Annotated in this window: 13 protein-coding genes and 1 riboswitch; of the genes, 2 read left to right on the top strand and 11 right to left on the bottom strand. The window is 73.1% G+C overall.

Annotated elements, in window-relative coordinates:
• Nucleotides 1–91: 91 nt before the first annotated feature.
• The 5 genes from ACZ6RT_RS02820 to ACZ6RT_RS02800 form a co-directional block, all read right to left on the bottom strand.
• Nucleotides 92–1,021: an FKBP-type peptidyl-prolyl cis-trans isomerase gene (locus ACZ6RT_RS02820; RefSeq protein ID WP_399188655.1), complete on the bottom strand. Its 930-nt coding sequence runs from the start codon at nt 1,019–1,021 to the stop codon at nt 92–94.
• A gap of 356 nt (nt 1,022–1,377) precedes the next feature.
• Entirely contained in the window at nt 1,378–2,736 is a 1,359-nt protein-coding gene (gene pafA / locus ACZ6RT_RS02815; protein ID WP_344903003.1) for a Pup--protein ligase, read from the bottom strand.
• 188 nt (nt 2,737–2,924) lie between these two features.
• On the bottom strand, nt 2,925–3,737 hold the full coding sequence (prcA, locus tag ACZ6RT_RS02810; protein ID WP_344903006.1) for a proteasome subunit alpha: 813 nt from the start codon (nt 3,735–3,737) through the stop codon (nt 2,925–2,927).
• A 25-nt stretch (nt 3,738–3,762) separates the two neighbouring features.
• Nucleotides 3,763–4,581, bottom strand: coding sequence for a proteasome subunit beta (prcB, locus tag ACZ6RT_RS02805; protein WP_344903008.1), 819 nt, complete (start codon nt 4,579–4,581; stop codon nt 3,763–3,765).
• A 712-nt stretch (nt 4,582–5,293) separates the two neighbouring features.
• Complete coding sequence (locus tag ACZ6RT_RS02800; RefSeq protein WP_344903011.1) at nt 5,294–5,503, bottom strand: ubiquitin-like protein Pup; 210 nt, start codon at nt 5,501–5,503, stop codon at nt 5,294–5,296.
• Nucleotides 5,504–5,733: 230 nt separating this feature from the next.
• On the opposite strand from ACZ6RT_RS02800, the gene ACZ6RT_RS02795 reads away from it, so the two are divergent.
• Both ACZ6RT_RS02795 and ACZ6RT_RS02790 read left to right on the top strand, forming a co-directional pair.
• On the top strand, nt 5,734–6,138 hold the full coding sequence (locus ACZ6RT_RS02795; RefSeq protein ID WP_399188652.1) for a hypothetical protein: 405 nt from the start codon (nt 5,734–5,736) through the stop codon (nt 6,136–6,138).
• Nucleotides 6,139–6,236: 98 nt separating this feature from the next.
• Nucleotides 6,237–7,031, top strand: coding sequence for a serine/threonine-protein kinase (locus ACZ6RT_RS02790; RefSeq protein WP_344903016.1), 795 nt, complete (start codon nt 6,237–6,239; stop codon nt 7,029–7,031).
• Between the two features lie 45 nt (nt 7,032–7,076).
• On the opposite strand, the gene ACZ6RT_RS02785 is transcribed toward ACZ6RT_RS02790, so the two are convergent.
• The 6 genes from ACZ6RT_RS02785 to ACZ6RT_RS02760 all read right to left on the bottom strand — a co-directional run bounded on the left by ACZ6RT_RS02785 (nt 7,077) and on the right by ACZ6RT_RS02760 (nt 12,813).
• Entirely contained in the window at nt 7,077–8,399 is a 1,323-nt protein-coding gene (locus ACZ6RT_RS02785; protein WP_470152039.1) for a cobyrinate a,c-diamide synthase, read from the bottom strand.
• On the bottom strand, nt 8,393–8,995 hold the full coding sequence (gene cobO / locus ACZ6RT_RS02780) for a cob(I)yrinic acid a,c-diamide adenosyltransferase (protein ID WP_470152038.1): 603 nt from the start codon (nt 8,993–8,995) through the stop codon (nt 8,393–8,395). Before cobO ends, ACZ6RT_RS02785 begins: the two co-directional genes overlap by 7 nt.
• A 114-nt stretch (nt 8,996–9,109) precedes the next feature.
• Complete coding sequence (locus ACZ6RT_RS02775) at nt 9,110–11,233, bottom strand: putative cobaltochelatase (RefSeq protein WP_470152037.1); 2,124 nt, start codon at nt 11,231–11,233, stop codon at nt 9,110–9,112.
• Nucleotides 11,234–11,286: 53 nt separating this feature from the next.
• Nucleotides 11,287–11,850, bottom strand: coding sequence for a histidine phosphatase family protein (locus tag ACZ6RT_RS02770; protein WP_470152036.1), 564 nt, complete (start codon nt 11,848–11,850; stop codon nt 11,287–11,289).
• Nucleotides 11,847–12,611 (bottom strand): CbtA family protein, encoded by a 765-nt coding sequence (locus ACZ6RT_RS02765; RefSeq protein ID WP_470152035.1) that lies wholly within the window; start codon nt 12,609–12,611, stop codon nt 11,847–11,849. The genes ACZ6RT_RS02770 and ACZ6RT_RS02765 overlap by 4 nt, the downstream gene beginning before the upstream one ends.
• A 7-nt stretch (nt 12,612–12,618) precedes the next feature.
• Nucleotides 12,619–12,813 (bottom strand): CbtB domain-containing protein, encoded by a 195-nt coding sequence (locus tag ACZ6RT_RS02760; protein ID WP_344903031.1) that lies wholly within the window; start codon nt 12,811–12,813, stop codon nt 12,619–12,621.
• A gap of 29 nt (nt 12,814–12,842) precedes the next feature.
• A riboswitch (cobalamin riboswitch) is annotated at nt 12,843–12,958 on the bottom strand.
• Nucleotides 12,959–13,122: the final 164 nt, after the last annotated feature.

Here is a 13,122-nt window from a genome sequence, read left to right as displayed (position 1 = left end):
AAGGGGCGGAGGACCCCTGCGGGCCCTCCGGGGCTCTTCTTGGCTCTTGTGGCTCTTGTGGCTCTTGTGGCTCTTGTGGCTCTTCGTGGCTCTAGTAGGCGGCCACCACGTCGACCAGGAAGACCAGGGTGTCGGTGCCCTTGATCTTCTCGCCGGAGCCGGCCTTGCCGTAGCCGAGGTCCGGCGGGATGCTCAGCAGCACCCGGCTGCCGACCGGGACGCCGACCAGGCCCTGGTCCCAGCCCTTGATGACCTTGCCGGTGCCGATCTGGAACATGATCGGCTGGGCGCCGCGGGACCAGCTGCTGTCGAACTCGACGTCCGAGCCCCAGATCTTGCCCGCGTACTGGACCAGGATCGACTGGCCGGACTTGACCTCGGGGCCGGTGCCCTTGATCACCGTCTTGACGACGAGATCCTTGGGAGCCTTCTCCTTGGTCTTGGTGGTGAGCTTCGGCGCGGCGTCGCCGCCCGGGTTCTCCACCTTGACGCCCTTGAGACCGGGGTCGCTCGCGGTGCCCTTGGCGGTCTTCTCGGCGGGAACGCCGACCACGTCGACCACGAAGACCTGCGACTGTCCCGGCGGGGCCTGCGCCTGCTGCTCCTTGGGCAGGGCGTCCTTGCCGACGACGGACAGGAACCTGCCGCCGCCCTTGGTCTCGGCGAAGCCCTTGCGGAGGATCTCGGGGACCTGCTCGTTGAGCGTGATGACCTGCGGGCCACCCTCGTCGTAGGTCGAGCCCGCGAGCTTGTTCTCCTTGCCGTCCCAGGTGAAGACGGTGAAGTTGGCCACGACGCTGCCGCCGGGCTTCACCGGCTCACCGGCCGTGCCGGGGGTGAGCACCTTGAAGGAGGAGCTCTCCACGACCTTGGACGGGAAGGCGACGGTCGGCTTCGCCCCGGCCGCTCCGGTGACCTGCAGCTCGGCGACCCCACCGCTGCTCGCGGAGCTCGCGGAGCTGGAGGCACCGGTGGTGCTGGTGGCGGCGTCCCCTCCGGACCCGCATGCTGCGGCGAACATCAGAGGCACTGCGGCCAGTACGGCCATACTGCGGCGGCGCATAGGTATCCCTCAAGCAGACGTCAGGTTTGCGCCACACTACCCGTCCCGGTGTACGGAGAGGGTAAGACCGGGGCGAGCTTGCCGAAGCGTGACCATGACATGCCGACGATCGACGCAATGCCGCCCCTCGCCCGTGAAAGATTCATCGCGACCGGTCCCCGCCGCATGAGGACGATCACGGGATCCGTCGCTCCGGCACCCGCGGACGACCGGCGGGCCCGCCACCCGTGGAGGGGCGGCGGGCCCGGTGTCCGTCACGCACGGACGATCGGCGGCCCGGCCCCTGCGTGAAGGGTCCGTGGCCCGGCCGGCCGTCACATGCCGGCGATGAGCTTGTCCACCCTCTCGTCGACGCTGCGGAAGGGGTCCTTGCAGAGCACGGTGCGCTGCGCCTGGTCGTTGAGCTTCAGGTGCACCCAGTCGACGGTGAAGTCGCGGCGCTTCTCCTGGGCCCTGCGGATGAACTCCCCGCGCAGCCGCGCGCGGGTGGTCTGCGGCGGCACCGACTTGGCCTCGAAGATCTTCAGATCGGAGGCCACCCGCTCCACCGCGCCGCGCTTCTGCAGCAGGTAGAACAGGCCGCGACGGCGGTGCACGTCGTGGTAGGCCAGGTCGAGCTGGGCGACCCTGGGGCTGGACAGCGGCAGGTCGTACTTCCTGCGGTAGCGCTCGATCAGCTGGTACTTGGTGACCCAGTCGATCTCGCGGGCGACCTTGTCCAGGTCACCGGTCTCGACCGCGTTGAGCGTGCGCTCCCACAACTCCAGCACCCGGTGGCTGAGCTCGTCGCCGCCGCGGCGGTCCACGAAGTCGCGGGCCTTGGAGAGGTACTCCTCCTGGATCTCCAGCGAGGACGCCTCCCTGCCGTTGGCCAGCCGCACCCGCCGCCTGCCGGTCATGTCGTGGGAGACCTCGCGGATGGCCCGGATCGGGTTCTCCAGGGAGAGGTCGCGCATCACGGTGCCCGCCTCGATCATGCGCAGCACCAGGTCGGTCGCGCCGACCTTGAGCAGCGTGGTCGTCTCGCTCATGTTGGAGTCGCCGACGATGACGTGCAGGCGGCGGAACCGCTCGGCGTCGGCGTGCGGCTCGTCACGGGTGTTGATGATCGGGCGCGACCGGGTGGTGGCGCTGGAGACGCCCTCCCAGATGTGCTCGGCCCGCTGGGAGACGCAGTAGACCGCTCCCCTGGGCGTCTGCAGCACCTTGCCGGCACCGCAGACGATCTGCCGGGTGACCAGGAACGGGATCAGCACGTCGGCCAGGCGGCCGAACTCGCCGTGCCTGCCGACCAGGTAGTTCTCGTGGCAGCCGTAGGAGTTGCCCGCGGAGTCGGTGTTGTTCTTGAACAGGTAGATGTCGCCGGCGATGCCCTCCTCGCGGAGACGCTTCTCGGCGTCGACGAGCAGGCCCTCCAGGATGCGCTCGCCCGCCTTGTCGTGGGTGACGAGCTCCACGACGTTGTCGCACTCGGGGGTGGCGTACTCGGGGTGGCTCCCCACGTCGAGGTAGAGGCGGGCACCGTTGCGGAGGAAGACGTTGCTCGATCGGCCCCAGGAGACGACACGGCGGAATAGATAGCGCGCTACCTCGTCGGGTGACAGCCGCCGCTGTCCCCTGAACGTGCAGGTGACGCCGTACTCGTTCTCAAGCCCGAAGATGCGACGATCCATTGCCTCACACTATTCGCCGAACCCCTCTCGTGGGAGGGATCATGGGGTTTTCGGTCGTACGGCTTATGCCCAGGCTGATGACCTGCTAAGCGCGAACGTGCCTGGTGTCCGGATCGTCGGCGTCGGGGCGTACGAGAACCGGCCGCCGTCCCCGTACGGGGCCGGCGGCCGGTGCGTCCGCGTCGGGGTCAGCCGCTCGATCCGGTGTCGATGTCACCCTCCGGGGCGGTCGGCGGGGTACCGGGCGTCTCGGGGGCGGTGAGGGGGTTTCGCGCCTGCTCGTCCCTGACCGCCTGGGCGGCCGACTCGGCGGCGGGGGCACCGGCGGCCAGCAGGCGCTCCAGCCTCGGGCCGTTGAGCCTCAGGAACTTGCGGTGCGGCCGGTTGCGGTCGAGCACCGCCACCTCGAGCTGGGCGGCCGGGAAACGCTCGCCGCCCGGCTCGGTCAGCGCGAACAGCGCGGCCTCCAGCGCCTCGCCCAGCGACAGGCCGTCGCGGTACTGCTCCTTGAGCCGCCCCGCCACCGCCTCGGCCTGACCGCCCATGGCGACCAGGCCCGCCTCGTCGAAGACCGAGCCGTCGAAGGTCAGCCGGTAGATGTGGTCCTCGTCGGCGGAGTCGCCGACCTCGGCGACCACGATCTCCACCTCGAACGGCTTCGGCGACTCGGTGAAGATCTGGCCGAGGTTCTGCGCGTAGAGGTTGGCCAGGCCGCGGGCGGTGACGTCGTCGCGGGCGTAGGTGTAGCCGTTGATGTCGGCGTAGCGGATGCCGCCGAGGCGCAGCGCCTCGAACTCGTTGTAGCGGCCGACCGCGGCGAAACCGATCTTGTCGTAGATCTCGCTGATCTTGTGCAGGGCGCGGGACGGGTTGGGCGCGACGAACAGGATGCCGTCCTCGTACTGCAGGACGACGACGCTGCGGCCCCGCGCGATCCCCTTACGCGCGTAGTCCGCCTTGTCCCGCATCTGCTGCTCGGGCGAGACATATCCAAAAGGCATGGACACCTGGGGTGATCCTCTCGTGTTAGCGCAGCGGGGCGGTGGGGCCGTCGGGGGAGTTCGTCCGGGAGTCCACCACGATCCGGACGTACTCGGCGACCTCCTCGTCGGGGAGCCGGCGGTAGCCGTCGGCCGTGATCACCGCCATGACGGGCCAGATCCTGCGGATCACGTCGGGGCCGCCGGTGGCCGAGTCGTCGTCGGCGGCGTCGTAGAGGGCGTGGACCAGGGTCAGGACGGTGTCCTCGGGCGAGGCGCCCTCCCGGTAGAGCTTCTTCAGCGCCCCGCGCGCGAAGATCGAGCCGGATCCGATCGCGTGGTGGTGGTGCTGCTCGTACGGCCCGCCGCCCACGTCGTAGCCGAAGATCCGGCCACCGTCGATGTCGGGGTCGTACGCGGCGAACAGCGGCACCACGACGAGTCCCTGCATGGCCATCGGCAGGTTGCCGCGGATCATCGTGGCGAGGCGGTTGGCCTTGCCCGTCACCGAGAGCGTGCGGCCCTCGCGCTTCTCGTAGTGCTCCAGCTCCACCCGGTAGAGGCGGGCCAGCTCGATCCCGGTGCTCGCCGCCCCGGCGATGCCCATGGCCGAGTGGTCGTCGGTACGGAACACCTTCTCCATGTCGCGCTGGGAGATGATGTTGCCGGAGGTCGCCCGGCGGTCTCCGGCGATCACCACGCCGCCGGCGCACATCGCCGCGACGATCGTGGTGGCATGCGGAATCTGGTCACCGACCGGGGTCGCCAGGGTCTCGTTACGGCCAGGCAACAAGTCCGGCGAGTGGGACCTGACGAACTCGGTGAACGAGGAGCTCCCGGTGTCGGTAAAGATATGATTCACCATGCCGGCGGGCAGGTCCCTGTGCGATCCCACGCGACTCCCTCCAAAGGTGCAGTCCTTTAAGGCCCGACCTTACTCATCTTGCCGTGCTGCTTGCACTTCCCTGGATCAGCTCAGCGCGAACCACCTACCGGTGCCCGGCTTTTGAATCCTCACGGGTGACCGGCCTCGCCACGGCGGGATCCACCGGCCCGCCGGACGGGCGCGGACGGGTGCGGACGGGTGCGGACGGACGCGACGAATCCGGCACCGGCGGTGGTCAGGGGCGCCGGCGGGGTCCCGAGCGGGGCCCGGGGCGGGGGTGGCCGTCCGGTACGACGGCGACGCGAGGGCGCGGGAGCGGTGATCAGGGGCGCGGGGCGGATATCTCCGTCCGGCGCGACGGCGGCGCGGGACGCGGGAGTGCGGGAACCGGGGCCGCGGGTGCCCCGCGCGGGAACCGGGAGGCGAAAGGCGGGGGCGGCGGGACGGGGTCTCGTTCCCTCCGGGAACCGTTCCCGGAGGGACCCCTCACCGCTCGGCTCACCGCTCGGCCTCGGCACCGGTGGCCACCGCGGTGGAGCGCCGTGAAGAACGCTCCCGGCGGGGACGGCCGCGCGTCACCCGCCCGCCGGGCCCGGCGCTCGCCGAACTCGGCCCACGGCCGGGGCGAGCCTGCGGATCACGACGGGTCCGCCCTCACCCGGCCTCGGTGGGACGGATCTCGATGTGGGACCTACTGGCCGCCCTTCTGGACATACGACCTGACGAATTCCTCGGCGTTCTCCTCGAGCACCTCGTCGATCTCGTCGAGGATCGCGTCGACGTCGTCCGAGAGCTTCTCGTGACGCTCCTGGACGTCGGAGGTCTCGGCCGGGGCGGTCTCCTCGACCTCCCTGTCGGTGCGGCCGGTCTGCTTCTGGCCGCCCGTGTCATTGCTCGCCATCTGTGGCACCTCCACCTGGGGGACGCATCTGATTCATATCTTCCCCGAACCGGGCGACATTGCGCGCGGATGGTCCCGCGATCTTTGCGGGGGCCCGCACGGGCCGTGCCGAGGTCCTGCCCGTCAGGGAACCCTCTCACCCGACCTCATGGCAAATCCGCGGCCCCCTTGACCGGATAGCCGTCCTATCCAATAATTGGTCAGCGCCGCTATCCAATGAGAGGACCCCCGTGTCACCGTCTTCGCTGAGCACCGCCGGAGTGCTCCTGATCACCGTTCCCGCCGTGGCCTTCGGCGGGGTCTCCCTGCTCGCGCACATCATGCGCGGCGTCCCCGGCTACATGGACAACCCCGTCCGCCGCGGGCTGTGGCGGGCGGGGCACGCGCACGCGGGCGTCCTGGTGCTCTTCGCGCTCGTCGCGCTCCTCTACATCGACCGGGCGGACCTGTCCGGCGGCCTGAAGGACCTGGCCCGGGTCCTGATCGTGGCCGCGCCGATCCTGATGCCGATCGGCTTCTTCCTGTCGGTGGTCCGCCCTTCGGACACCAGGCCGAACCGGCTGATCTGGCTGGTCCCGGCGGGCGGGGTCGCGCTGGGCGCGGGTACCTTGCTGCTGGGCATCGGCCTGGTGTGACCACCCTCACCCCCCGAATCAGCAGGGAACGGCCGCCGGAGGGCGTGTTGGGAACGTTCCAGGTAGGCCTGGGGGTGGAAAACTGCGATCATTGACGGGTGAGCACCATCATCGCGCGCAGGTACAAGCTCGTCTCCCGCGTCGGCCAGGGGGCGACCGGCGTCGTCTGGCGCGCATACGACCTGCTTCTGGAGCGAGAGGTGGCACTCAAGGAGATACCCCTGCCTCCAGGGCCCGCCGCCGCGGAACAGCGGCGGCGCGTGGTCCGGGAGGCGCGGATGGCGGCCCGGCTGAGCCATCGGGGCATCGTGACGGTGCACAACCTCACCGAGGAGGCCGACCGTCTCTGGATCGTCATGGAGTTCCTGGAGGCGCTGACGCTGCACGACACGCTCGTGCAGGCGGGCCCGCTCCCGGTGGACCTGGTGGCGGCGATGGGCTGCCGCCTGCTGGAGGCGCTGCGGCACGCGCACGACGGCGGGGTGATCCACCGCGACATCAAGCCCGCCAACATCATGCTGACCGGCGACCGGGTGGTGCTGGCCGACTTCGGCTTCGCCGCGCCCGAGGGGGCCGCGACGAGCTCGATGCGCGGCACCCCGGCGTTCATCGCGCCGGAGGCGCTCCAGGGCAGGGGCGGCACCCGCGAGGCGGACATGTGGTCGTTCGGCGCCACCCTGTACATGGCGGTCGAGGGCAGGACCCCGTTCCGTACGGTGAACTCGATGGCCGCGCTGGTGGCGGCGCTGCGGGAGCCTCCGCGCGCGCCCAAGCGGGCGGGGGCCCTGGAGCCGGTGCTGCGCGGGCTGCTGCGCAAGGACCCCCGGGCCCGGCTGAGCTCCGCGCGGGCGGCCAAGATGCTGGAGGACGTGCGCTGCTTCACCGCAGCCTGACGCCCGCCCGGCCGCGCCCCGGCCGGTCGAGGGCGTCCGGTGCGGTCAGCCGACCGGGACGCGGCGGCAGGCCGCGACGAACCGGGAGGCCAGGGCCGGGCTGCCGGCCCAGTGCAGGTGCAGGTACGAGGCGGTGACCCGGTCGTCGGCGAAGCCGTCCGCCCCTCCCCTCCAGCGGAACAGCGGCCGGTCGGGGGCCGGTGCGACCGCGGTGCGGTGGAACTCGTGGCCCCGGTAGCGTTCGCCGTCCCGGGTGAGCGCCGAGTCCTGCACGGCCACCGCGTCCCGGTACCCGAGCGTCAGGGTGCCGGTCATCCTGGCCTCGACGTCGAGGACCCCGCACATCGGCCGGTCGTCCAGCCGCCTGGCCAGGTAGAGCAGGCCGGCGCACTCGGCCGAGATCGGCCCGTCGAACGCGCCGACCTCCTTGCGCAGCGGTTCGTTGGCCGACAGCTCGGCCGCGTAGACCTCGGGGAACCCGCCCCCGATGACGATCCCGCGGGTCCCCTCGGGAAGGGTCTCGTCGGCCAGCGGGTCGAGGGGGACGATCTCGGCCCCGGCCGCCGCCAGCAGCTCGGCCTGCTCGGTGTACCCGAACGTGAAGGCCTGGCCACCGGCGACCGCGATCCTGGTGACGGCCGGGACGGGCGGCCCCGGGCTCCAGGGCACGGCCGTCACCGGCGGCGCGGTACGGGCCAGCCGCAGCAGCCCCTCCAGGTCGCAGGAGGCTCCGACGAGGTCCGCGACGGCGTCCATGGCCCGGACGGCCTGGGTACGGCGCTCGGCCGCGGGCACCAGGCCCAGGTGCCGGGAGGGGGTCTCCACCGCGTCGCTGCGGCGGATCGCGCCGAGCACCGGCACTCCGCTCTCGGCGAGCGCCTCCCGGCAGATGCGTTCGTGCCGCTCGGAGCCGATCCGGTTGAGGATCACCCCGCCGAGCCTGATCCGGGTGTCGTAGGAGGCGAACCCGTGCACCAGCGCCGCCACCGACCGGCTCTGCCTGGCCGCGTCCACCACCAGGACCACCGGGGCCTCCAGCAGCCGGGCCACGTGCGCGGTGGAGGCGAACTCGCCCGAGCCCGCGCCGTCGTACAGGCCCATGACGCCCTCGACGATCGCCAGGTCGGCCCCGGCGGCGCCGTGCAGGAACAGCGGGGCGACGAGCTCCTCCCCCACCAGCCACGGGTCGAGGTTGCGGCCCGGACGGCCGGTGGCCAGGGAGTGGTAGCCGGGGTCGATGTAGTCGGGCCCCACCTTGTGCGGGGAGACCGTCGTGCCGCGCCGGGCGAAGGCGGCCATCAGCCCGGTGGCCACGGTCGTCTTGCCCGCCCCGGAGGAGGGTGCCGCGATGACCAGGCGGGCTACCATTCGATGCCCTTCTGACCCTTCTGGCCGGCGTCCATCGGGTGCTTGACCTTGCCCATCTCGGTCACCAGGTCGGCGGCCTCCAGCAGGCGGGGGGCGGCGTCGCGGCCGGTGACCACGACGTGCTGGACCCCGGGCCGCCCGCGCAGGGTGGCGACGACCTCGTCGACGTCGATCCAGCCCCACTTCATCGGGTAGGTGAACTCGTCGAGCACGTACAGCCGGAACGTCTCGGCGGCGAGGTCCCGCTTGATCTGCTCCCAGCCCTCGCGGGCGTCGGCGGCGTGGTCCTCCTCGCTGCCGGGCCGCTGGATCCAGGACCAGCCCTCGCCCATCTTGTGCCAGGAGACCGTCCCGCCCTCCCCCGAGTCGCCGAGCACCCGCAGGGCGCGCTCCTCGCCGATGCGCCACTTGGCGGACTTGACGAACTGGAAGACCCCGATCGGCCAGCCCTGGTTCCAGGCGCGCAGCGCCAGGCCGAAGGCCGCGGTGGACTTGCCCTTCCCCGGGCCGGTGTGGACGATCAGCAGCGGCCGGGTGCGGCGCTGCCGGGTGGTCAGGCCGTCCTCGGGCACGCTGACGGGTCTGCCCTGCGGCATCCTCGTCCTCCCCTCGTTCTCACGCGGCGTCGTGCCGCTCACGGATCGTTCCGGTGTCGTTCTCCGCGCGGTGACACGCGGGTGACACGCGGGTGAGTCGTGCCGGTCCGGTCCTCACGCGGCACCGCGCCGCTCGCGGATCATTCCGGCCAGGTCGGTGAGGTCGTCCAGGCGCACGGTCTCGGCGCCCATCCGCGCAGCCAGCGCGGAGGCCAGGCCGAGGCGCACGTGGCCGTCCTCGCAGTCGACCACCACGCTCGCGACCCCGGCCAGCAGCCCGGCCGCCCGCCGGGAGTCCTCGACGCTTCCCGAGGTCGCCCTGCCGTCGGTGACCAGGACCAGCAGCGGGCGCCGGGACGGGTCGCGCAGCCGCTCGACGCGCAGCACCTCGGCGGCCCGAAGCAGGCCCGCGGCCAGGGGGGTACGCCCCCCGGTGGGCAGCTCGCGCAGCCGGGCCGCCCCGGCCTCGACCGAGGAGGTCGGCGGCAGGACCAGGTCCGCGCGGGTGCCGCGGAAGGTGACGAGCCCGACCTTGTCCCGGCGCTGGTAGGCGTCGAGCAGCAGGCCGAGCACGGCCGTCTTGACCGCGCGCATGCGCTGCCTGGCGGCCATGGAACCGCTGGCGTCCACCACGAACAGCACCAGGTTGCCCTCCCTGCCCTCGCGGACCGCCTCCCGGAGGTCGCCGCGCCGCAGCAGCAGGCCGGGTCCGCTCCTGCCCCGCGCCGCCTGGTGCGGGGCGGCGGCGCCGACCGTCGCCCTCAGGTGCACCGAGCCGGTACGGCCCTCGGGGACCCTGGCCCCGGTGGTGCGGCCCAGCGGCGTCCTGGCGCGCGAGCGCCGCCCCGGGGCTCCGGCGCCGACGCCGGGGACGGTGAACAGCCTGGTCCTGCCACCCGGGTCTGCGCCGAAGGTCCGCTCACGCCCGCCCCGTCCCCGGTCCTCGGTCGCGGAGCCGGGCTCTCCCCGCTCCGCGCCGGGGTCGGCGGGGTCGGCGGCGCCACGGGGCCCGGGTACGCCCGGGACGTCCGTCTCTCCGGGACCGCCGGGGTCATCGGCGCCACCGGGGACGCCGGCGTCGTCCGGGGCGTCCGGGGCCCGCTCCCGGCTCCCGGGGGTCTCGGGGCCGTCGCCGGGATCCCCGCCACCGGGGCCGTCGGGGCCGTCCGGGCCACCTCGGCCGTCGGGGTCGTCGGGCCCTTCAGGGTCTTCGGGGTCGTCGGGGACGCGGTCCAGGAGGTCCTGGAGTTTCGCCTCGTCCAGGCCGGGCGCGTCGAAGGGGTCGCGTCGGCGGCGGTGCGGGAGCGCGAGCCGGGCGGCCTCCCGTACGTCGTCGGCGGTGACCCGGGTGCGGCCCCGCCAGGCGGCGTGCGCGATCGCCGCGCTCGCCGTGACCAGGTCGGCCCGCAGGCCGTCCACCTCGAACTCCGCGCACACGGTGGCGATCCGCAGCAGCGCCGCGTCGGGCAGGACGACCCGCGGCAGCCGGGCCCTGGCCTCGGCGATCCGGGCGGCCAGCTCGCGTTCCTCGTCCGCCCAGGTGGCGGCGAAGCCGTCCGGGTCGGCCTCGAAGGCCAGGCGCCGCCGTACTACCTCGACCCGCCGGGACGGCTCCCGCGAGGCGCGGACCTCCACGGTCAGGCCGAAGCGGTCCAGCAGCTGCGGGCGCAGCTCGCCCTCCTCCGGGTTCATGGTGCCGACCAGCAGGAAGCGCGCCGCGTGCCGTACCGACACTCCCTCGCGCTCGACGTAGCAGGTGCCCAGGGCGGCGGCGTCGAGGAGCAGGTCCACCAGGTGGTCGTGCAGGAGGTTGACCTCGTCGACGTAGAGGACGCCCCGGTGGGCGCCCGCCAGCAGGCCGGGCTCGAAGGACTTCACGCCCTCGGTCAGGACACGTTCGATGTCGAGGGAGCCGACGAGCCGGTCCTCGGAGGCGCCGACGGGCAGCTCGACCAGGCGGGCGGGCCGGAGCGCCCCCTCCGCGGACGGGACCTCGTGCGGCCCGTCGGGGCAGCCGGGGTCGGGCGCCGCCGGGTCGCAGGAGAAGCGGCAGCCGGGCACCACCTCGACGGGGGGCAGCAGGGCGGCCAGCGCCCGCACGACGGTGGACTTGGCGGTGCCCTTCTCCCCCCTGACCAGCACGCCCCCGACCCGCGGGGAGACGGCGTTGAGGATCAGCGCGAGCTTGAGGTCCTCCAGCCCCACGATCGCGGTGAACGGATAACGGGAGTCGGGCACCTTCGGGGTCTCCTTGCGTCGTCGTGCGGGGAGGTCGTCGTGCGAGAACACCGTCACGGGGAGTACGTCAGCCGCCAGCGCACGCCGCGCCCGGTGAGCGCCACCCGGGCCAGCGGTGCCACGTCCACGCGCCAGAAGGCGCGGGCCGGGGCCCCCAGGGCGTGCACCACGGCGGCGCGGATGACCGCCGGGTGGGTGACCGCCACCGTCCGGCCCGGCGCGCGGACGGCGAGCCAGCCGGCCACCCTCGCCAGGAGCGCGGTGACCGGCTCACCTCCGTGCGGCGCCGCGGCGGGGTCGCCGAGCCAGGACGCGAGCGCCTCGGGTTCGGCGGCCTCGACCTCGGCGAGCGTCATCCCGGCCCAGCGGCCGTGGTCGCAGTCGGCCAGCAGCGGGTCGGGCTCGGCCCGCAGGCCGAGCGCCGCCGCCGTCTGCAGGCACCGCAGCTCGGACGGGCAGGCCGCCGGGCCGGGGACGAACTCGTCCGCCAGCCCGCGCGCCCGGCGCAGGCCGCGCTCGTCGAGCGGTTCGTCGAGGGGGAACGCGGCCCGTGCGGTCGCCACGGTGGAGGCGTGGCAGACCAGCAGCAGCCGAGCGACCCCCGAGGGGGCCGTCACACCGGGCTGCGCCTGCGCGCGGCGAAGGCGAACAGCACGCCGACGCCGGTCCAGAGGACCACCTGGGTGCCCAGGGAGGCCATCCGGAAGTCCCAGAGCAGGTCCGCGGGGAAGCCTCGCGGCACCTCCGCGATCTCCGGCAGGAGGGCCCAGGCCGCGACGACGGGGACGAGCACCGCGGCGCCCGCGACCAGCCACCGCACCCACGGCTCGCCGCCCGCGGCGTACCGGTGGGCGAGGATTCCGGCGGCCACCGCGAGGATGCCGATGGCCACCGCGATGAGGTAGAGCAGGGTGCGCTGGCCGATGGTCTCGGGATCGCCCACGGCGGGCGGGTTGGCGGGGTACTTCACGAAGGGGACGAGGACCACCGCGACGAACCCGGCGGCCGCGAGGGTGACCGCGAGCGCCGGTTCCGAGCGGGGCCCGGCCCGGCCGCGCACGGCCGCGTAGACCAGGGCGAACAGGCCGCCGACCGCCGTCCCGTACAGGCCCAGGGCCAGGAACAGGCCGAACCGCTGCCCGTCCCTGCTGACCAGGGCCTCCTCCCCGTGGGAGTGGGCGGCCTCGGCGGCGCCGGCCTCGTGGGAGTGCGTCCCGGAGGCCGTGCCGTCGTGGGCCGGGGCGGCGGCCGCGGCCGCCTCCTCCAGCGCGATGGCCCGGTCGATGCCCGGCTCGCCCACGGCGTAGGCGAAGACGGCTGCGAGCAGCCCTGCGAGCAGTCCGGCGACGAGTCCCCGGACGATCAGTTTGGTGATCACATGCGGCTCAGTGGCAAGGGACGCCGAGCAGGTGGCGCCCGTCGTGCATGAGCTCGTGCAGGTAGTCACCTGCCTGGGAGACCGCTCCCTGGTCGAAGGTGACCAGGTAGGCCAGGAGCAGCAGCACCGGCACGGCGAGAAGCCAGCGGGTGAGCGACGTCCAGGGAATGGGCTGGGTGTGCGGAGCCGAAATCTGGCTCACGGCTACCTCCTCCGGGATCACGCGTCCCTTTTCGTAGGTCGGTGGCGGCCGAGTGACCTGACTTGCGGCCCGTGGGGCCGTTACAGTGGCGCGACCGTACCGGAATCTCACCGGTTTCCCTCGCACCGCCACAAAACACCCGGAACGTATCCCGGTTTCCCATCTCCCGTCAATCTCGCATAAATCACTAATTATTGATAAAAGCGACCGGGCATGGGGGGGGGGGGGGGGGGGGGGGGGGGGGGGGGGGGGGGCGTGGGGGGGGGGGGGGGGGGGGGGGGGGGGGGGGGGGGGGGGGGGGGGGGGACG

This window comes from Streptosporangium sp. NPDC050148, assembly GCF_055586505.1.
Note: the sequence above shows the minus strand (reverse complement) of the source record. Positions and strands in the feature narration are given on the sequence as shown.